Origin of the sequence: Staphylococcus sp. SB1-57 (assembly GCF_017086425.1) — a bacterium.
Taxonomy (GTDB): Bacteria; Bacillota; Bacilli; order Staphylococcales; family Staphylococcaceae; genus Staphylococcus; species Staphylococcus warneri_A.
The window spans coordinates 2121016-2143635 of the sequence record NZ_CP070964.1 but is presented as its reverse complement, the minus strand read 5'-3'; the positions used below and the strand labels follow the sequence as shown (position 1 = coordinate 2143635).

The 22620-nt window shown below is 33.5% G+C and carries 16 protein-coding genes; 10 read left to right on the top strand and 6 right to left on the bottom strand.

The features are described from left to right. Window positions 1-232 precede the first annotated feature (232 nt). Window positions 233-1180, top strand: a complete 948-nt coding sequence (locus JX000_RS10630) for an ornithine cyclodeaminase family protein (RefSeq protein WP_002451229.1) — start codon at window positions 233-235, stop codon at window positions 1178-1180. Between the two features lie 1085 nt (window positions 1181-2265). Here JX000_RS10630 and JX000_RS10625 read toward each other — a convergent pair. The 3 genes from JX000_RS10625 to JX000_RS10615 form a co-directional block, all read right to left on the bottom strand. Continuing rightward, window positions 2266-3036, bottom strand: coding sequence for a DeoR/GlpR family DNA-binding transcription regulator (locus JX000_RS10625; protein WP_002452001.1), 771 nt, complete (start codon window positions 3034-3036; stop codon window positions 2266-2268). A 163-nt stretch (window positions 3037-3199) separates the two neighbouring features. Beyond that, the gene (locus tag JX000_RS10620) at window positions 3200-4435 is read right to left on the bottom strand and encodes an MFS transporter (protein WP_075778354.1); all 1236 of its coding nucleotides are present in this window, start codon (window positions 4433-4435) and stop codon (window positions 3200-3202) included. A gap of 28 nt (window positions 4436-4463) precedes the next feature. Continuing rightward, window positions 4464-5531 (bottom strand): alcohol dehydrogenase catalytic domain-containing protein, encoded by a 1068-nt coding sequence (locus JX000_RS10615; RefSeq protein WP_002451999.1) that lies wholly within the window; start codon window positions 5529-5531, stop codon window positions 4464-4466. A 209-nt stretch (window positions 5532-5740) separates the two neighbouring features. On the opposite strand from JX000_RS10615, the gene JX000_RS10610 reads away from it, so the two are divergent. Both JX000_RS10610 and JX000_RS10605 read left to right on the top strand, forming a co-directional pair. After that, complete coding sequence (locus JX000_RS10610) at window positions 5741-7375, top strand: ribulokinase (RefSeq protein WP_206140695.1); 1635 nt, start codon at window positions 5741-5743, stop codon at window positions 7373-7375. A gap of 117 nt (window positions 7376-7492) precedes the next feature. Then, window positions 7493-8332 (top strand): SDR family oxidoreductase, encoded by an 840-nt coding sequence (locus tag JX000_RS10605; protein WP_002451997.1) that lies wholly within the window; start codon window positions 7493-7495, stop codon window positions 8330-8332. 56 nt (window positions 8333-8388) lie between these two features. Here the strand turns inward: JX000_RS10605 and JX000_RS10600 are convergent, their stop codons facing one another. After that, complete coding sequence (locus tag JX000_RS10600; RefSeq protein WP_002451996.1) at window positions 8389-11058, bottom strand: 5'-nucleotidase C-terminal domain-containing protein; 2670 nt, start codon at window positions 11056-11058, stop codon at window positions 8389-8391. Window positions 11059-11369: 311 nt separating this feature from the next. On the opposite strand from JX000_RS10600, the gene JX000_RS10595 reads away from it, so the two are divergent. From JX000_RS10595 to JX000_RS10585, 3 genes are all read left to right on the top strand, one after another. After that, entirely contained in the window at window positions 11370-12329 is a 960-nt protein-coding gene (locus JX000_RS10595) for an NAD-dependent epimerase/dehydratase family protein (RefSeq protein ID WP_002451995.1), read from the top strand. A 250-nt stretch (window positions 12330-12579) separates the two neighbouring features. Next, a complete protein-coding gene (locus tag JX000_RS10590) occupies window positions 12580-13656 on the top strand; it encodes a branched-chain amino acid aminotransferase (protein WP_002451994.1) in 1077 nt (358 codons plus the stop codon). A 231-nt stretch (window positions 13657-13887) separates the two neighbouring features. Next, window positions 13888-14577 (top strand): HAD family hydrolase, encoded by a 690-nt coding sequence (locus JX000_RS10585; RefSeq protein WP_002451993.1) that lies wholly within the window; start codon window positions 13888-13890, stop codon window positions 14575-14577. A gap of 93 nt (window positions 14578-14670) precedes the next feature. Here JX000_RS10585 and JX000_RS10580 read toward each other — a convergent pair whose 3' ends face one another. Together JX000_RS10580 and JX000_RS10575 are read right to left on the bottom strand one after the other, a co-directional pair. After that, complete coding sequence (locus JX000_RS10580) at window positions 14671-15333, bottom strand: deoxynucleoside kinase (protein ID WP_002451992.1); 663 nt, start codon at window positions 15331-15333, stop codon at window positions 14671-14673. Between the two features lies 1 nt (window position 15334). After that, the gene (locus JX000_RS10575) at window positions 15335-15943 is read right to left on the bottom strand and encodes a deoxynucleoside kinase (protein ID WP_206140694.1); all 609 of its coding nucleotides are present in this window, start codon (window positions 15941-15943) and stop codon (window positions 15335-15337) included. A 66-nt stretch (window positions 15944-16009) separates the two neighbouring features. Here JX000_RS10575 and tadA point away from each other — a divergent pair, with 66 nt between their 5' ends. The 4 genes from tadA (at window position 16010) to JX000_RS10555 (ending at window position 22559) form a co-directional block, all read left to right on the top strand. Continuing rightward, window positions 16010-16516 carry a tRNA adenosine(34) deaminase TadA gene (gene tadA, locus JX000_RS10570; RefSeq protein ID WP_206140693.1) on the top strand — a complete coding sequence of 169 codons (507 nt, stop codon included), beginning with the start codon at window positions 16010-16012 and terminating at the stop codon, window positions 16514-16516. Window positions 16517-16593: 77 nt separating this feature from the next. After that, on the top strand, window positions 16594-17460 hold the full coding sequence (locus tag JX000_RS10565) for a Cof-type HAD-IIB family hydrolase (RefSeq protein ID WP_124228560.1): 867 nt from the start codon (window positions 16594-16596) through the stop codon (window positions 17458-17460). A 26-nt stretch (window positions 17461-17486) separates the two neighbouring features. Next, window positions 17487-18053, top strand: a complete 567-nt coding sequence (locus tag JX000_RS10560; RefSeq protein ID WP_015365345.1) for an NADPH-dependent FMN reductase — start codon at window positions 17487-17489, stop codon at window positions 18051-18053. A 684-nt stretch (window positions 18054-18737) separates the two neighbouring features. After that, window positions 18738-22559, top strand: a complete 3822-nt coding sequence (locus tag JX000_RS10555; RefSeq protein WP_206140692.1) for an MSCRAMM family adhesin — start codon at window positions 18738-18740, stop codon at window positions 22557-22559. The last annotated feature ends 61 nt before the right edge of the window (window positions 22560-22620 follow it).

The following is a 22620-nucleotide window of genomic DNA, read 5'->3' as shown; positions in this document are numbered from 1 at the left end:
AATGTGTGTCGTCAAAAGTTAAATTAAATAGTTTTGTTTAAATAAACAAAATCGCAGAGATGGTAAAGACACTTGTCTAACTATCTCTTTATTTATGTTTTTAAGAATAGCATGAATATGCGTACAAGACAATATAAACTTTAAATTACCGACATTTTTAATTAAAATATCGGGTAAAGATGACTATAGATGTATGAAAATACGATAATGATGAAATACGGAGGATGTAAATATGTTGTATTTAACTGAAAAAGACCAACAACAATTACTCAATATGCGTGAAGTGATAGATGAAGTAGCAGAATCACTCAAAGCCTTTTCTGAAGGCGAAACTGAAACCCCTTTACGATATTCTATTCCATTCAATGAAGATAATAGATATTTAGTCATGCCTGCGCTATCAGATGCTTTGAAAATTGTCGGTTTAAAGACAGTGACTTTTGCACCTAAAAATCCGGAAAAAGGTAAGTCGACCATTAGTGGCTCAGTTATTTTAAGTGATTATGAAACTGGCGAAACTTTGTCTGTTTTAGACGGTGGGTATTTGACTAAAATTAGAACAGGTGCCATATCTGGTGTTGCCACAAAATATTTATCTAGAGAAAATGCAAATACTTTATGTGTGATTGGTGCCGGCGAACAAGCTGAAGGACTAATTGCGGCTGTTTTAGCAGTCAGAAATATTAATACGATTCACTTTGCTAGTAGAACGATAGAGAAAGCAGAAAGATTAGCAAAACAAACTAAAGATTTATATGATGTTAATGTTGAAGTATTTGAAGATGCAAATCAGGCTATTGAAGGGACAGATATCGTTGTCACTGCTACTAATTCATCAACTCCGGTTTTCGATAGAACATTAGATCCTGGTGTTCATTTGAATGCGGTAGGTTCTTTTAAACCTGATATGCAAGAGTTACCAACAGAATCTATGATGGTTGCGAATAAAATTGTCGTAGAATCAACAGAAGCAGCAATGGAAGAAACAGGAGATTTAAAAATTCCCGAACAAGAAGGCGTATTAACGCAAGATATGTTACACGCAGAGCTCGGGGATATTGTGGCAGGTCGTAAACAAGGTAGAACAGATGAGAAAGAAGTCACGCTATTTAAATCAGTGGGACTAGCAATTGTAGATATTGTCGTAGCTAATTACTTTTATAAAAAAACACAGAAATAAAAGAAATCAGGCTAGGACATAAATATATTTCAAGTTATATTCATATTTAGGCAGTAGTTGACTTACACATGCGTATTGACTCATGTGTTCAAATTAAGCTTTAGAGGTATACATGAACTAAAGTTCATGCATAAAACCGTCTAAGTAATAAATTACAAAGATGGTCTAATGTACTAAGCTTTTTCATTTCAAGTCAACCTTGCCGTGAGGACGGGCCCCAAACATAGAGAGTTTCGAAAAGAAAATCTACAGACAATGCAAGTTGGGGATGGACAACGATAAAGAAATACTTTTTCTTTAGAAATTAGTATTTCTTATGCATGAGTTTCACTCATGTATTCCTATTTTAAAGTACACATTAGCTGTGGCTAATGCGTAAGAGGTTGAGACATAAAGTTATTGTGCTTCTGGGAAACCGATTAACGGCGTCCCAAAAGCAGGATTATCGGCAGAAGGGACCCAACATAGAGAAATTGGTATTCCAATTTCTGAAAATAATGCAAGTTGGGCAAACGTTCACGATTCGACAAAATTTGGAAAACAATTCAAATGAACAAACTCAACTATTGAGTTTGTAAGAACTACTAACCTATGAATAAGGAAGTAGTTCTTTATCATCGCTCGGTTCTGCTCAAATCCTAAACGCTTTTGTCCAGACCTCTTTATTATTTCTATCCCACTCCCATTATCTTTACTTTCGATTTAATAAGGTCTGCGTTTATAATTATGGATGAATGACTTTATATTAATCATTAAAAAGACAATAAATATAATTAAAGATCCACCGGCTAATGCCAGAGGTAGCCATTCGTCTTTACTTAATATCGTACGTATATCTGAAATGATAAATAACATAAATATTATACTAGTAATTATTACGGTTGTTTGTTTTGATTTGTATGTTTGCAACGGCTTTTGATTATTCATAATATCATCCTCATTCAATAAAAATGTGACTAAGTAAGACTATCCGCAGTATCCTCGCAGACAAACAGCAGACTTATCATTTAAAATAGATAAATGTGAAATCGCTTATCTTCTTTATAACATCGATTAATAGTACTTTCAATATAAGGAACGCTTATTTATTGATAATCTTTAGGGTTGACTGCAATCACATTTGGAATGGTCTTCTTATACTCATGTATGTCTTCGTGATGATCTGTGATTAAAGCAGTAATTTTATGAATAGGACATACTTGGTAAAAAGCAATTTTATTCAATTTAGAACTGTCTGTAAGCATATACACTTCTTTAGATTGATTTACCATTTGGCGTTTAGCGTCTACAAATTCTTCACTATAGTGAGTTACACCTTTGATCGCATCTATAGCAGGAGTAGCTAAAAAAGCCTTCATCGAGTTAAATGATTGTAGTGTTTGTGTCGTAATTAAACCATTTAGTACATAGTTGTTATGATATAGTGTGCCGCCAGTCACGATGACTTTATGGTTAGAAGAACGAAGTATCGAAGCGATATGGATATCATTTGTAATGATGGTTAAATGTTGCTTATGCAGTAAAGCTTTAGCAAATAATAATGTGGTTGAACCTGAGTCGATAATAAGTGTGTCTCCATCTTCAACGAACTCAGCAGCTTTGTATCCAATACCTAGCTTTTCGTAATAATATTCTGTCTGTCTTTCATCGAAATTCAGCTCACTATATACATTTTCATTATTTAACACCACACCACCATGTGTACGTCTAATTTGGTTATATTGCTCGAGTTTAACAAGATCGCGACGAATTGTGGCATCATGTACATTAAATTCTTTAGCTAATGTGTGAACTGAGGCAGTTTTGTATTTAGTTAAATAGGATATAATTTTTTGTTCTCTTTCGGCAGGTAACATATTCACCGTCTCCATCTAGTAGTTTTGTTCAAATTATATAAATAATCCATGATTTATGTATGTTTATTATAGTATATCAAATACATAATAAAGGCTGTAGATGAAAGTATGACAATGAAATGACCATCTTATACTTAGCCTACAGCCTTTATATTATTGAGTTTTATTCTGTTTCACCGTATTGTTGGCTTTTCGGCATTTTAATGAAGTAAGTTAAAATTGTACTAATAAAGTATAATATACCTAAAATCCAAATTACGCCTAAGTCACCAAACGGTTCTAAGAAAATTCTTACGATCATTGGGCCTACGAACACTGGTAAACCAGCACCTAAGTTTAAAATTGAAAGGGTAGCACCTTTATCTTTTTTCACTAATGAAGGAATTAAAGCAGTTAAAGGTACATATGCTGCGATAAAGATACCCCAAGCAACACCAACAATTGTAAGTAAAATGATATTTCCGTGTGACCAGATAGGTACATAGCCCATTAATAGACATGAGATACCACTACCGATACCACCGAAAATCATAACAGTATTACGCCAACCAATTTTATCTCCGATAATACCCCAAATAAGGTTAAAGACGATATTTCCGAAGAAAATAGCTGACCAAACAGCTAACCATTTAGAAGTCGGGATGCCGTATGATTCTAAGTAAAGTGGTAAGAAGATTGGGAAAGCAAATTGTGCAGTAGTATTAATGACACGTACAATACCACCTACTAATACTTTTGGTTCTTCAACAACGATTGTGAATCCTTTTAACATTTCAGCTAATTTTGCTTTGGCATTACTTTTATCAGTAGGTAATTTATCTTTATTCAAGACGATTGCTAAGAATCCACCTAAAACTACCCAGAATAATGAGCTCCATAATGTTCCGATATGACCTAAGTATTTAATAGCAAAGATAGAGTAAAATGCACCTAGCACATTTAATCCACCAGTAAATACAAGCCAGAACCAACCTACAGCTGCGCCTAACGTACGTTGTTCAGAACGATATGAAATCCAAACTAAGAATGAATAAGCGAATAAAGGATAACCTAAACCTCTTAATGCATAAGCAGGATACATAATTGCTAAATTCTCAGAAGGTAGTGCAATACCAACAAAGAATATTGTTCCAATAATGTACAATACTAAACCGATAAACATCGTACGTTTACCGCCTAATGCTTCAGCTAAAACACCACTGAACCAACTTGCAATTGCAACCGTAATACCATAGCACCCAAATAACCAACTTACTTCATTTGAGCTAAAGCCATTATGTTGCAAATAGGGGCTTAGCCAACCAATTTCTAGGCCGTCTCCCATCATAAATATTAATATCCCAATGTAACCCCATACGATTTGTTTGGGCATACCTAAAAACGTTGTCTTATTCATCATTATGTTATCTCCCCTTAGATATCATGGTTTATGACCAGTGATATCTTAAATATGTTTTTTTCCAACCTTTATGTGCTGCAGTATCATCCATCGCCTTTTTAAGATCCTCTGTACTATGGATATCATAGTATTCATCAGGGATTAATTTTTTAAGGGCTTGTTGATACTCTTCATTTTCGAATGAAGCAATGAGTTGTTCAAATTCGTGTTTTGTACTTCTTGAACTACCTGAAAGTGTTAAACCTTTTTCTAATACGTCACGTGTATTAATACCAACTAAGTCTTCAGTAACACCCATTAAAACGATTTGTCCTTGTCTATCAATTAAATCGATTGCTTGGTTGATTGCAGATTCAGAGAATTTACCACCACAACATTCAAATACAGTATGAACGCCTTTATGACTGTTGAAATCATAATCAAATACAAGATGTGTTGTCGCAAAGTTTTCGAATGATTGAAGTTTTTCTTCAATAGCGCCGAAAACAATTAAATTTTCTTTTTCAATGCCATATATATAATGAAGTGCAGTTGCTGCTAAATAACCAACCGGGCCGTCGCCGAATACTGCAACTTGTGGAGAAGATTTAGTAGTAATCTCTTTAAGTTGATTGATTGGGAATAATGATACTGAACATAATTCAGCTAATAAAGCGACGTCTTCATCTAATGTGTCTGGAATTTTCACGATGTTATCTCCAGGTACAACCATTCTATCTTGGCAAATACCATCATAGCCGCTACCCATAAATACGGCATTTTCATCATAATTATCTAATAAATCTGTTTCTTCGAAGTCACCAGCTCTTAAGCGAGAAGGGATATTCGGAACGATAACTACTTTATCTCCTTTTTGATAATCAGGATGTTTAGAATCTTCAATAGTACCGATACCTTCATGGAATAATGCCATAGGCAATTTTTTGTCTAATGCTTCTTTACGTCTATTACCTGTGTAATATCTTAAATCAGCATGACAAACACTTGCTTTAGAAGGATTAACAATAACATCACCATCTCTAAACTCATGATTAATTGTTGTATATTCAAATTCGCCAGGTTGAATTAGGCGATAAGCTTTTGACTCGATGCTCATTTTTGTTCATCTCCCTTTAATACTTGTTCACTTTTATTTATGTAAACAATAGTAAACGCTTACAATCGCCTGTGTCAATGATTTTTTATATAAAAATGTTCATTTTAGTTCTTTTTGAACTTTTATGATTGATTTATTGTTCATTTATGCGTATTATTTAGGAAAACGCTTACTTAAAAGAGATGTAGATAAAGTATGGGGGTATAACAATGAGTTATAGCATTGGAGTAGATTACGGAACAGGCTCAGGAAGAGCTTTTTTAGTTGATACAACAAATGGAAAAATAATAGATAAATATATAAAACCATATACACATGGCACAATTGAAAAGAATTTAAATGGTGTTAAGTTACCACATAGCTTCTCACTTCAAAATGGAAATGATTATATGGAAGTTTTAGAAGAGGGCGTTCCATATTTAATTGAATCTTCAGGTGTTAACCCAGAAGAAATTGTAGGTATTGGCATTGATTTTACTTCTTCTACAGTTATGTTTACAGATGAACATTTAGAACCAATTCATAATTTACCAGGATTTGAAAATAATCCTCATGCATATGTAAAATTATGGAAACATCATGGTGCTCAAGCTGAAGCAGATCAACTTTTCCAAACTGCATTAGATAATAAGAGTAGATGGTTAGGCTACTATGGATTTAATGTAAGTAGTGAGTGGATGATTCCTAAAATTATGGAAGTAATGAATAAGGCACCAGAAGTTTTAGAACAAACCGCTAATATCATGGAAGCTGGAGATTGGATTGTTAATAAATTAACAGGACAAAATGTTCGCTCTAATTGTGGTTTAGGCTTTAAATCATTTTGGGAAGAAAATGAAGGATTCCACTATGATTTGTTTGATAAAGTAGATGATCAATTATCAAATGTTGTACGTGAAAAAGTGGATGCACCAATTTTTAAAATAGGCGAAACAGTTGGCCAAATTTCTGCAGAGATGGCTGAGAAATTGGGTCTTTCAACACATACTAAAGTAAGTCCGTTTATTATAGATGCACATTCAAGTTTATTAGGAATTGGTTCACAACAAGATAAGCAAATGACGATGGTAATAGGAACAAGTACATGTCATCTTATGTTAAATGAACAACAACATCAAGTGCCTGGTATTTCAGGTTCTGTTAAGGGTGCTATTATTCCAGAATTATATGCATATGAAGCAGGACAATCAGCAGTAGGTGATCTTTTTGAATATATTGCAAACCAATCACCGAAAGCTTATGTAGATGAAGCGAATGAAAGAGACATTTCAATTTTTGAATTATTAAATGAGAAAGTAAAGGACCAAATGCCAGGTGAGAGTGGTCTAATTGTTTTAGATTGGCACAATGGTAACCGAAGTGTGTTAAGTGATAGTAACCTAAAAGGTTGTGTGTTTGGTATGTCGCTACAAACAACACATGAAGAGCTTTACCGTGCATATTTAGAAGCTACAGCATTCGGTACTAAAATGATTATGCAACAATACCAAAGTTGGAATATGGATGTTGAAGATGTATTTGCATGTGGTGGTATTCCTAAGAAAAATCCACTAATGATGGACATTTATGCAAATGTACTAAATAAAAAAGTAACAATAATAGATAGCGAATATGCACCTACTATTGGGGCAGCAATCCTTGGCTCAGTTTGTGGTGGCGCACATCAAACTTTAAATGAAGCGATTAAGTCTATGAAAGAACCTGTTTTATATGAAGTAACGCCAGATCCTGAAAAAGTGAAACGTTATAAGAAACTATTTAGCGCTTATAAAGAATTACATGATATTCATGGTTATAAAAAAGCGAGAATCATGCGTAATGTTGGTAAGTTAATGGAAACATAAAAATTTATGTTGGCACTTAGTGAATTGACAGAAGTTAGATTCACTAAGTGTTTTTAGTATCAATGAGTTTATTTATGAAGTTAGAAGTATTAGGCTTAAATAAAGGAGCTGAATGAAATGAATATAATGTTAACAGGTGCTACAGGAAATTTAGGTCATCATATTACTAACCAAGCCATTGAGCATGGTATTGACCGATTTTATATAGGGGTAAGAAATTTAGATAAAGTTCCAGAACAATGGAGAGATAATGTTTCTGTAAGGCAATTGGATTATTTTGATGAAAAAAGTATGGTTACAGCATTTGAAGATATTGATACAGTTATTTTTATACCAAGTATCATACATCCATCTATTAAAAGAATTCCAGAAGTAGAAAATCTAATTAGTGCAGCAAAGCAAAGTGGCGTTAGTCATATTATTTATATTGGATATTATGCAGATCAACATAATAATCCTTTCCATATGAGTCCTTATTTTGGATATGCTGAACGTCTTCTTGCTTCAAGTGGTATTGATTATACATATGTCAGAATGGCAATGTATATGGACCCATTGAAACCGTATCTTCCAGAATTAATGGACATGCATAAGTTGATATATCCAGTAGGTGAAGGTCGAATTAATTATATTACTAGACGTGATATAGCTAGAGGTATTATTGCTATCATAGAGAATCCTGATACATGGGGAGAACGTTACTTATTATCAGGATATAGTTATGATATGTATGAGCTTGCAGATATTTTATCAGATGTATCTCAAACAGAAATTAAATATGAACCTGTTTCATTAGAGACGTTTGCAAATATGTATGATGAACCAAAAGGATTTGGAGCACTTCTAGCATCTATGTATGAAGCAGGCGCAAGGGGATTACTGGATCAACATTCTAACGATTTTGAAAACTTAGTTAACGACAAGCCACAAACATTTAAAGACTTTCTAATGGAATAAAGATTGTAATAAGAAGGTCATGAGACATGCAATACTGTCTCATGACCTTCTTTATATTATGCAGATTTTTTACGTGAATATAATAAAGTGATGCCAGTTATCGCTACTAATAGTGCGATTACATCAGAATGATTGCTACCTCCTGTATTAGGAAGAATAGCTAAATTGTCATGAGTCGATTGTTGAGAACGTTCTCCATTATACATGTTTTGTATATGTTTAGTGTTAGATGTTACGATATCTAAATTTGATTGAGAATATGATGTTGCGCTTCTTAGATAAGTAGATTTTGTATTAAATATATTAGTTTTGATTTGGTCATCACTTTGATTTGATGTTTCACTGCGCTTTTTATTTAATGACTTAGCATGATGATGCGTATTGTTTTGAGTCGCTATTGATATTTTATTGCTAGGGCTTGGTTGGTAGGCATCGATATGACTAACCGTTCTGTTTGAAGGTTTGCCTGAGTGGTTTCTTTGATGTGATGAGATTGTCGCTACATTATTTCCAGGGTAATAAGTCGTTTTAATGTCTTTTGTTTTTGGAAGTGGAACGACTTTGTCACTATGTTTATTATTTTGAGGCAGTTGACCATTGATGATTCTTTCAGGTTTGTTGGTATCATATTTAGATAAATCAGCATTTTTAATGTATTGAGCAACTACTTCATCTAAAGAAACACCTTCTTCTCGTTTGCCTCCGAACATGTCATAACCATCACCTTTATTAGCTGTGAAATCATTCGTTGCTACATAATATGTTTTATTGGGGTCTAATTTTTCGAATTTACCAGTATCATGATTAATGATTTGTATATCTGTAACTCTATCGCCTGACTTTTTATCCATATCGAACCCAATGCGAATAGACTTAGATACTTGTAAGAAGCCACCATTTGCCGTCAACTGTGGTTTGCCATTTTTTGATTCTGTAGGTGCACTTAAACTATGTTCAAAAGCTTTTTTTACGTCAGAGCCTTTTACTTTAATTTGAGAGATTAAGTTTCCGAAAGGTAAAACAGTAATAATGTCATTTTGAGTTACTTTACCTTTATCGATAGACGCTCTAATGCCACCACCATTCGTAATAGCAAAATCAGGTCGATGGCTAAACTTCTTAGAAGCATAATCCTCCATTGCATCGGTAATTAAATTACCTAAATTTGTTTCTTGTGTACGGGCAACATTACGTTCACCATTAAGTTTCACTTTGTTATTAGGAATAATGACTGTTGATGTCGCTTTTAAGAAGTCATCATTCGCTTTGTTTACTTGTTTTTCAATTTTAGTGTCAGGCTGAATGTTTTTTGTATCAGCAACGTTAATTAAATCAGCTTTAAGATTTTTCGTTTGATTATCCTCTCTATTAAATCGGATGCGTCCCACATTTTCTAATGCTGTTCCCGTTTGAGCTAATACATTTTTATCGTATGATTTACCATTTTTAATGACAGTATGAGAGTGACCATCTAACACGATGATAGATTGTTTAAATGATTTATCTTTCGATAATTGTTCAGTCAAATAATCGCCACGCCATTCTTTTTTAGTATTAGGATCTACACCTAAATGAGATAAAATGACAAAAACATCTACTTGATCTTTAATGTCATTCATAGCACGTTTCACACTTGTCAGTGGATCTTTAAATTCAACACCTTTTACAGCCGATGGTGAAGTCTTAGTTTTAGTTTCTGGAGTGGTCACTCCGACGATACCATATCGAATTCCATTTTTATTGATTATTGTTGATGGTTCGAAGTCACTTTTGCCATTTTTATAAACATTTGAAGTAATCATCGGAAAGTTTAGCTGCTTTTTTAATTTAAGTAATTGGTCATATCCAAAATCAAATTCATGATTGCCTAGAGTCATGGCATCATAACTGGCACTATTCATAGCCTTTGCCATTTCTTCACCTTTAGAATTATTAGACACAGGTAAGCCTTGGAAAGCATCACCAGAATCTAATAATAAATCGGGATTTTCTTTATCTTTAAGGCCTTTAACTTTAGGCATACCAATGACTTTTCCATCGTCTTCAACAAAACGACCATGGATATCGTTTGTATGTAAAATTTTATGTTCATTTTTGTTAGTACTTTTTGTTTTCGAGCTATCATTATTTTTAGCTTTTTCTTGTGTTTGTGTAGAAGTTACATATAGTTGCTTGTTCTGATCAGCCTGCTGTTGATGATTTTTATCATTGTTACTTTGATTTTTAGTTGAAGATTGCTGTTCTTTTAACTGTTGCTTTGGTGTATTTGAATTCTTGTTAATATTAACTACTGGTTCCTTGGTATTTGAATTTGGTTGTTCGTGTTGTGTATTTAAATGATAAGAAGTTGTGTTTGTAGCATTTTTATTTACTAAATCATTTCTATTGTTGCCATTACTTTGAGTATTTGTATCATCTACTTTGTTTTGATGTTTCGCTCGTTCCTCTTTATGTAAAGAAATATTTTGCGAATTATCATTGTTATTATTTGAAGACGTATGAATAGTTTTATCTTCAGGTAACGACGTCGTAGTATCGTCTTTTGAAAGTTGCTGTTCTATGTGGGCTCTTGGCGTTGAATCTTGACTACTTGTATTTATTTGTTGAGTTGTTGTGGCATTGCTCTTTTGAATTTCACTTTGATTTTCAGCTGCTTGTATAGGATGATTTATAAAACCTAAACAAATCAACATGATTAATATGAATGAAAAAAATAGACGCTTCATATTGGCCTCCTTAATAATCAAAAATATAACAAGTCAATTTTAGCATATAAATTTTAAATAAAAATATTCTATAAACATAATTTACTGTAATTTTAAGGTTTATTAATATTTGATTAACGTGTATGTCATTGTGAGTAATAAATATAGAATTTCCTCTAAATATTGATTTAATAACAAAAAATAGAAAATTTAAATTTGTACTCACTATATATACAAGAAAGCGCTTTTATATTATAATATAGATGTAAATCGAGAATTTGTTCACACGAGAAAGACAACGAATTTTCTATAAACACAAGGGGAGATTTATAATGAAAAAAATTATGATAACAGGTGCTTTAGGACAAATAGGTACAGAATTAGTAGTTAAATGTAGAGAAATTTATGGAACAGATAATGTACTAGCTACGGATATTAGAGAACCAGAAGCGGATTCACCAGTTAATGATGGGCCTTTTGAAATTTTAGATGTAACAGATCGTGATAAAATGTTTGAATTAGTTAAGGATTTTGAAGCTGATACGTTAATGCACATGGCTGCTTTATTATCAGCTACAGCAGAGAAGAACCCTATGTTTGCTTGGGATTTAAATATGGGTGGATTAATGAATGCTTTAAAAACAGCGCGTACATACGACTTACATTTCTTCACACCAAGTTCAATTGGTGCATTTGGAGATTCAACACCTAAAGTCAATACGCCACAAGTCACAATTCAACAACCTACAACAATGTATGGTGTTAACAAGGTTGCCGGAGAATTATTATGTCAATATTACTTTACGAAATTTGGCGTAGACACACGCAGTGTAAGATTCCCAGGATTAATTTCACATATTAAAGAACCAGGCGGTGGTACTACAGATTATGCTGTAGAAATATACTTTAAAGCAGTTAGAGAAAATCATTATACAAGTTATATTGATAAAGGCACATTTATGGATATGATGTACATGGACGATGCAATTGAAGCTATTATTCAATTAATGGAAGCTGATGGTGCGAAATTAGAAACTAGAAATGGTTATAATCTAAGTGCTATGAGTATTGATCCCGAAATGGTTAAAGAAGCTATCCAAGAACATTATCCAGACTTTACATTAGACTATGATGTGGATCCTGTACGAGAAGGTATTGCTAAAAGTTGGCCAGATAGTATTGATACAAGTTGTGCACGTGGCGAATGGGGCTTCAATCCTAAATACGATTTAGAAAGTATGACTAAATTAATGTTAGATGCCATTGAAGATAAAGAAAAAGCAACAAAATAATCTACTTAATCAATTTAACGTTGTAAATATTAGTTTTACTCCTTCTAATTATTTTTACATTAGAAGGAGTAATTTTTATCTTCCAGCAGTTACTTGACTTGTAAGATAAAACCGATAGTGTTTTACTTAATATATAATACATATTAGTATTTAGTTTGAATTTTCGGAAAATTTATTGAATACTAAATATACGATTGCTATAATCTAGTATAACTATTTATATTGGTAGCAATATTAGGAGGCCGTTATCATGACAGAACAAGTTAAATTTGAGAAACGAGATACGCTAAAAGAAAAACCAGATAATTCGAATTTAGGGTTTGGTCAATACTTTACAGATTATATGTTGAGTTATGATTATGATGCTGATAAGGGTTGGCATGATTTAAAAATAGTGCCTTATGCACCATTTGAAATTTCACCAGCCGCTCAAGGTTTACATTATGGTCAAGCTGTATTTGAAGGTTTGAAAGCATATAAATATAATGATGAAGTTGTTTTATTCCGCCCAGATCAAAACTTCAAACGAATTAATAATTCTTTAGCACGTTTGGAAATGCCAGAAGTAGATGAAGAAGTGTTGTTAGAAGGTTTGAAACAATTAGTAGATGTTGAACGTGATTGGATTCCAGAAGGAGAAGGTCAATCATTATATATTCGTCCATTTGTATTTGCGACTGAAGGCATTCTTGGCGTAAGAGCATCTCATTCATATAAATTATTCATTATCTTATCACCATCAGGTGCTTATTATGGTGGTGACACACTAAAATCAACTAAAATTTATGTTGAAGATGAGTATGTACGTGCAGTACGTGGTGGTGTAGGGTTTGCTAAAGTAGCAGGTAACTATGCTGCGAGCTTATTAGCGCAAACGAATGCTAACAAATTAGGTTACGACCAAGTGCTTTGGTTAGATGGTGTTGAACAAAAGTACGTTGAAGAAGTAGGCAGTATGAATATCTTCTTTGTTGAAAACGGAAAAATCGTTACACCTGCATTAAATGGTAGTATTTTACCTGGTATAACACGTAAATCTATTATCGAATTAGCACAAGATTTAGGTTATGAAGTTGAAGAACGTCGAGTTTCTATTGACGAATTATTTGAAGCGTACGACAAAGGTGAGTTAACCGAAGTATTTGGTACTGGTACAGCAGCAGTTATTTCACCGGTAGGAACTTTGCGTTATGAAGATAGAGAAATTGTCATTAATAACAATGAACCAGGTGAAATTACGACAAAACTTTATAATGAATATACAGGTATTCAAAATGGTTCACTAGAAGATCGTCACGGTTGGCGTTTTGTAGTGCCTAGATATTAAAATATTAAATTAATGCTAGGAGCCTTTATTAAAGGTTTCTAGTTTTTTTATGAGCAATCACAATGTGCATATATGTGTTGAAGTTAAAATGTTATTCCTTTAGTTTGGATTTAGATGATTATGTTTGTTTTGAGAATTTACTCTAAAGTAACTTTCCTACATTTTTAAGAATGATTGTACTACAATAGTAAGTATTGAAAGAAAAATAAAATATGGAGTGTAGTGATATCAATGGAATGGATACTGTTTGATAAAGATGGCACGTTAATAGAGTTTGATAAGAGTTGGGAAAAAATTGGTATACGTCTGGTTGATAAATTGTTAGATACATTTCCTGTTCATGATAAAGAAGTAGCGCACAGACAATTAGGAATCATAGATGATAAAATTGTTCCAGATTCTGTGATGGGTTCAGGATCTCTAGGTGAAATGATCAAATCCTTCGATGATGTTACCAGTCAAGACACATCTGAATGGACAAGAAATACGAGTCAAGAGTTAGTGGACTCAAGAGAGCCTGAAAATCATTGGGTAGATGGTGTATACGATACGATTGTAGCTTTACGTCAAGATGGCTATAAAATAGGCATTGTAACAAGTGATACTAAAAAAGGGGTTACCCAATTTTTAGAAGCAACACAATCAAAACATTTATTCGATTTAGTTATTTCAACTGAAACACATGCTGAAGAAAAACCGAGTCCCAAAGTATTAGACCCATTATTCGAAGTCTATGATGTTAAACCAGAACATGTAGTGATTGTAGGGGATACAGCAAATGACATGAAGACTGCAATTAATGCACAATTAGGATTGAGTATTGGTGTCTTAACAGGTATTGCTAAAAAAGAAGAACTTCACGAAGCGGATGTCATCGTTGAAAGTGCGAGTGAAGTTAAACAAGTGCTTGATAAACAATAATAATCGTGATTTTTAAAATAAAAAAGCTCCCGACTTTGTCTCCACTATATATGTGGGTAAATAAAGTTGGGAGCTTAAATATTTGGTTATTGATTATCTTGGGTCAACTTGACGATACGTATCGATAACATGTGCAATTTTATCGATAATAGGATTAAGTGTGTCAGGGTCGTTATGAATATCGTATTCATTTATATTCACGCGAACAACTGGACAAGCATTAAAGTTATTAATCCAATGATCGTAACGTTCGAATAATTTTTGCCAATATTCAGGGTTGGTATCAATTTCAATGTCACGACCACGCTGCTTGATGCGTTCAATGACTTCGTCATAATCACATTCCAAATAAATAAGTACATCTGGCTTTGGAAAATAAGGTGTCATGACCATGGCATTGAATAGTTCTGAATAAGTATTAAAATCGTCTTGACTCATAGTTCCTTCTTCTTCATGCATTTTGGCAAAGATATCTACGTCTTCATATATAGAACGGTCTTGTACAAATCCACCACCATACTCAAACATACGCTTCTGTTCTTTAAAACGTTCTGCTAAAAAGTAGATTTGTAAATGAAAGCTCCAACGCTCAAAATCTTGATAGAATTTATCCAAATATGGATTATGATCTACATTTTCAAATGAGGTTTTAAAATTTAACTTATCTGCTAAAGCTTGAGTAAGGGTAGACTTACCGACACCTACTGTACCTGCAATTGTGATAATGGCATCTTGTGGTATGTTAAATGAATTCATTTTATTTATCTCCAATCATTGATTTTACCTGAGTAAGTATCTCTTGATAATCTTTGTTATTATTGACAAAATCCATATTTGACGTATTGATGTGCAATACTTGAACGTTACTATCTTTTAAAGAACTATAAAATGTATGATAATCATGTTTCAAAGCCAGTAAATAATCATCTTCGATTTGATGTTCGAAACTACGATTTCTTTTAGCAATTCTGTGTTTTAATACATCTAATTCTGCATCTAAAAAGATAATTGTATTTGGCATTGTTAAATCCTCAGTTAAAATGTCATATATACGTGAGAATTTATTGAATTCATGACTGTCTAATGTATTTTTAGCAAAGATTTTATTTTTATAAATGTGATAATCACTTACTATACCTTTATGAAGTGACTCGATATCTTTAAACTGTTTGTATCTATTACATAAAAAGAACATTTCTGTTTGGAAACTCCATTTTGAAATGTCATCATAAAAGTCAGATAAAAATGGATTTTCATCGACAATTTCTTTTTCTTCATAAAAATCTAAGGATTGACTTAATTTGTGGGCAAGAGAAGATTTTCCAACACCGATTGGACCTTCAATTGCGATAAATGGTTTATTCATATTCACTTCTCCAAATGTTAAGATAGACAGTGAGTATTGTAACACAAGTGAGGTGTCTGGACACGAATGGAAACTGATGAATATTATATGAAACTTGCAATCCAAGAAGCTAAAAAAGCCGAACTACTAGGTGAAGTTCCTATTGGTGCAATTATAGTTAAGAACGGTCATGTAATCGCAAGAGCGCATAATCTGAGAGAAACGATGCAACAACCTACGGCCCATGCTGAACATTTAGCTATTGAACGGGCAGCCAAAGTAATAGGTAGTTGGCGACTTGAAGATTGTACTTTATATGTCACGTTAGAACCTTGTGTGATGTGTGCAGGCACTATTGTCATGAGTAGAATACCATATATTAAATATGGCGCAGCAGATCTTAAAGGCGGATGTTCAGGCAGTTTAATGAATTTATTGACGCAACCGGACTTTAATCATAGAGCACAAGTAGAGAGTGGATTTTTAGAAGAACAATGTGGTGATTTACTAAGAAACTTCTTTAGAAAGTTAAGAAAAAAGAAAAAATCCGACAAACGGGCTATACTAAATCATGAATCGGATTTGTTAGAATAGTGTAGTAAGGCAAGTTATTGTCAATCCACGAATCTTTAATATAATGAATACTATATAGTATGAAACGAGGTTAACGAATGATTAAGTTAATAGCAACAGACATGGATGGTACGTTATTAAACGCAGCACACGAAATTTCAGAAGAAAATCAGCAAGCAATTCGATATGCCCAAGAACAAGGTATTACTGTAGTCATAGCGACAGGTAGAGCATTTTATGAAGCTAACACGCCAGTTGCTGAGACAGATTTGAAAGTACCTTATATTTGCTTGAATGGGGCAGAGGTTCGAGATGAAACATTCAATATAATGAGTACCTCTCATTTGAATCATGAATTAGTGCATAAAGTTACTTCAAAATTAAAAGAGGAAGATATTTATTACCAAATCTATACCAATAGAGGTATTTATACTGAAGATCCACAACGTGATTTGGATATTTATATTGATATCGCTGAGAGAGCAGGTCAAAAAGCAGATGTCGAAAAAATTAAAAATGGTATTCAAAAACGTATTAAGAATGGAACTTTAAAAGTTGTTGATAGCTACGATGCGATAGAGGACATCCCTGGTGAATTAATAATGAAAGTGTTAGCCTTCAATCCTGATTTAGGAAAAATGGATCGTGTTGGACAAGAACTTGCAACGTCACCTAACCTAGCTATATCTTCTTCTTCAAGAGGGAATTTAGAAATTACACATTCAGATGCCCAAAAAGGTATTGCGTTGGAAACAATCGCAGAACGTTTAGGTGTGAAAATGGAAAATGTAATGGCGCTTGGTGACAACTTGAATGATATGTCTATGTTAGAACGTGTTGGCTATCCTGTTGCAATGGAAAATGCCGCACCGGAAGTGAAGGCAATTGCAACATACACTACTGACACTAATGAAAATAGTGGTGTTGGTAAAGCTATAATGAAATTGATTGATCAGAAAAAATAATACAATCGACAAAGGAGATATAGATAATGAAAGGACTAGCAATTATCGGTAGTGCACAATTAGGATCTCATACGCACGCGTTATCCCAATATTTACAAGGTCAATTTGAAGAACATGATGTAGAGTTGGAAATTTTTGAATTAGCGAAAAATCCTATACATCAACTTGATTTTGCAGGGACAACACAAGCGACTGAAGAGATTAAAAATAATGTTGATTTATTACAAAGTAAGGCTATGGAAGCGGATTTCTTCATATTAGGGACACCTAATTACCACGGTTCATTTTCAGGTATTTTAAAAAACGCATTAGACCACTTGAATATGGATTACTTTAAAATGAAACCTGTTGGATTGATTGGAAATAGTGGTGGTATTGTAAGTTCTGAACCACTATCACATTTAAGAATTATCGTGAGAAGTTTATTAGGCATTGCTGTACCTACGCAAATTGCTACGCATGATAGTGATTACGCTAAATTAGATGATGGCACATTATATTTAGAAGATGATGAATTCCAGTTACGTGCTAGATTATTTGTAGATCAAATTGTATCTTTCGTAAATAATAGTCCATATGACCATTTAAAATAAAAGCACAACTAAAATAGAAAATGATTAAAATCAACTCAAACAAGTATTGAATAGATATTAAAGAGTAGTTAGAAAATATACTAATTTCTAAATATCTACATTATATAAAACTTGTTTGAGTTTTTTGTTGCTGATAAGTAAATATATGTTTTATTTATATTCATTTGAGAATTAAAGTATTTAATTCTCAAATGATATTATTGTTGTGATTTATTTAAAAAGATTATATAATGATATTCTTAAATCATTGAAGGTCATTTAATGATTTAAGTCATTATCTAACAAATTATACATAATAATTAAATGAAGTTTGATAAACAAGCATGTTTTGATAATAAGTTTAGAATATATAAAACAATAATCCTTTTGATTGTTATATTTGTCATTAAAAATATAGTGCGAATCGATTAATCATTATTTTATAGCGTAACTATATGACATATAGCTTTCAAAAGGATTATTTTTATGTAAATTTATTAATCAACTTATTTTAGTAAATGTAATGTTTCAGACATTTATTCATTAATTTTTTTAATATTTTAAGATTATGAAGTTTGTATACTTTATTAATAAAATATTATATGTTGCAAAACAATATTGCTTGTATTATATTTGTGGTAGCAACTAAAAGAATATACATGGTTGTTACATAGTATTTTGAAAAATTTTTCAAGGAGGAAGTAAATGAAGAAAAGAATGGATTTTTTACCAAACAAACTAAACAAATATTCAATTAGACGTTTTACAGTAGGGACGGCATCAATTTTAGTCGGCGCCACATTAGTATTCGGTATTGGTAATAACGAAGCGCATGCTTCTGAGAAGACAAGTACTGAAGAATCTACTCAATCTAATGAAGATATAGCCTCTCAAGATAGTGTTAAACAAAAAGGTGATGTTCAAACAAATGAACAAGCAACTAACAATAATGTCAACCCTGACCAAGTTGATGTAACAAATGAAGCAACTACTTCAGAAGAGTCAACAACGGAAGAAACACCAAAAGCTGAGACAACAAAAGAAGCGCCAACAACAGCGGAAGAACCAACAAAAGAAGAACCAGCAACAGCAGAAGCAGAAGAACCAAAAGTTGACACAACAAAAGAAGAACCAGCAACAACAGAAGAAGCACCAAAAGCTGATACAACAAAAGAAACTCCAACAACTACAGACCAAACTCCAGAATCAAACCAAACTGATTCTCAAGAAACAACTACAGAACAATCAACTCAACCAACAACTCAAACTCAAAATTCACCAGAAGCAAATACAACACAAGAATTTGATACAGTAGTAAATAATGTTCAAAATGCATCAACAACTGAAGATAAACAAGAAGCTTTAACGAATTATATTACTGATACAAACAATACAAGCAAAGAAGATGCAAAAGCACAAGTTGAAAACTTAGATTTAGATTATAAGAATCTTGATGAAACAACATTATTAAGTGTACTAGCTCAAGATTATTCAAATAAAAAAGATTCAACAACAACGTATGCTACACCACGTTCAACTACATCAACACCAAAACCTGTTAATCGTTTAGGTATTAAAAAATTAGCAGCAGTAAGACAAGGTACAAATGTAAATGATAAAGTTCATTTTTCTAATATCGATATAGCTATTGATAAAGGACATACAAATCCTCAAACAGGACAAAAAGAATTCTGGGCTACATCAAGTGATGTTTTAAAATTAAAATCGGATTATACAATTGATGATGATGTGCATGAAGGAGACCAAATGACGTTCCAATATGGAAAATACTTCCGTCCTGGTTCAGTAAGTTTACCTTCTACACAACAGAACTTATATGATGCAAATGGTGGATTAGTTGCTAAAGGTATTTACGATAGTAATACTAATTCAACTACTTATACATTTACTAACTACGTTGATCAATATAATAATATTAAAGGTAGTTTTGAACAGATTACGTTTGCTAAACGTGAAAATGCAACAACTGATAAAACGGCTTATCCAATGCAAGTCACTTTAGGTAATCAATCATATTCTAAAGATGTTATTGTGGATTATGGTAATAAAGAGAATGCACCTATCATTACAAGTACAAATTATATTGAAAATGGTACATTAGCACGTCATATGACAGCTTACATTAACCAACCCAAATCAACATTTACGAAAGAAATATTTACTACAAACCTAACGGGATTTAAATTCGATCCAACTAAAAATAACTTCAAAATCTATGAAGTAACAGATCAAAACCAATTTGTAGATAGTTTTACACCAGATACATCTAATCTTAAAGATGTAACTAGTAATTTTAAAATTAATTATAGTAATAACAACCAAACTGCAACTGTTGATTTATTAAACGGAGCAAGAAGTAGTAATAAGCAATATATTATTGAACAAGTTGCCTATCCTTTAGATACAGCAAATGATACGAATGGTAAAATTGATTACCGATTAGATACTAATGAAAAAATCTACACATGGTCAAACTCTTATTCAGTAACAGCAGGATCTTCAACAGCTAATGGTGATTTAAAGAAATATGCATTAGGTGATTATGTATGGGAAGATACGAATAAAGATGGTAAACAAGATGCTGATGAAAAAGGTATTCAAGGTGTATATGTCATTCTTAAAGATGCTAATGGCAAAGAGTTGGATCGTACTACTACAGATGCAACAGGTAAATATCAATTTAATAACTTAACAAACGGAACATATACAGTAGAATTTTCAACACCAGAAGGTTATACACCAACAACAGCAAATGCTGGTACAGATGATAGTGTTGATTCAGATGGCTTAACTACTACTGGTGTGATTAAAGACGCAGATAACTGGACGTTAGATAGTGGTTTCTATAAAACACCAAAATATAGTTTAGGTGATTATGTTTGGTTAGATACCAACAAAGACGGTAAACAAGATGATACTGAAAAAGGGATTCCTGGTGTAACTGTTACATTAAAAGACAAAGATGGTAACGTGCTTCAAACAACAACAACAGATGAAAATGGTAAATACCGTTTTGATAATTTAGATAATGGTGATTACATTGTTCATTTTGATAAACCAGCAAACTTAACACAAACTACAGTAGACTCTAGTGATGATGATAAAGATGCTGATGGGGAAGATGTACATGTAACTATTAAAGATCATGATGATTTCACAATAGACAATGGTTACTTCGAAGAAGATAGCGACTCAGACTCAGACAGTGACTCAGATTCCGACAGTGACTCCGATTCAGATAGCGATTCTGACTCAGATAGCGACTCAGATTCAGACAGCGACTCCGATTCAGACAGCGACTCAGATTCAGACAGCGATTCAGATTCAGACAGCGACTCAGACTCAGACAGTGACTCCGATTCCGACAGTGACTCAGATTCCGACAGCGATTCTGACTCAGACAGCGATTCTGACTCAGACAGTGATTCCGACTCAGATTCCGACAGCGATTCAGACTCAGACAGCGATTCCGACTCAGATAGTGACTCAGATTCCGACAGTGATTCCGATTCAGATAGCGATTCCGACTCAGACAGCGACTCCGACTCAGATAGCGACTCAGATTCAGATAGTGACTCAGACTCAGACAGCGATTCCGACTCAGATAGCGATTCTGACTCAGACAGCGACTCAGACTCAGATAGCGACTCAGATTCCGACAGCGATTCCGACTCAGACAGCGACTCTGACTCAGATAGCGACTCAGATTCAGATAGTGACTCAGACTCAGACAGCGATTCCGACTCAGATAGCGATTCTGACTCAGACAGTGATTCTGACTCAGACAGCGACTCAGATTCAGACAGCGATTCCGACTCAGACAGCGATTCTGATTCAGATAGCGACTCAGATTCAGATAGCGATTCCGACAGTGACTCAGATTCAGATAGCGATTCAGATTCAGATTCCGATAGCGACTCAGATTCAGACAGCGACTCAGATTCAGACAGCGATTCCGACTCAGACAGCGACTCAGACTCAGATAGCGATTCTGATTCCGATTCCGACAGCGACTCAGACTCAGACAGCGATTCAGATTCCGACAGTGACTCAGATTCAGACAGCGACTCAGACTCAGACAGTGACTCAGATTCCGACAGTGACTCCGATTCAGATAGCGATTCAGACTCAGATAGCAACTCAGATTCAGACAGCGATTCAGACTCAGACAGCGATTCAGACTCCGATAGCGACTCAGATTCAGACAGCGATTCAGACTCAGACAGCGATTCTGACTCAGACAGTGATTCCGACTCAGATAGTGACTCAGATTACGACAGTGATTCCGATTCCGACAGCGACTCAGACTCAGACAGTGACTCCGATTCCGACAGCGACTCAGACTCAGACAACGATGCAGATAAAGAGCATGGAGATGATGCATTACCTGAAACGGGTGATGACTCTAATCAAAACTATGCTACTTTATTCGGTTCATTATTCGCGGCATTAGGATCTTTATTCTTATTCGGTAGACGCCGTAAAAAAGATGCAAATAACAAGTAATATCCAATAAAAATACAATATTTATTAATGGTAAAAGCCAGGTTTAAAAAACCTGGTTTTT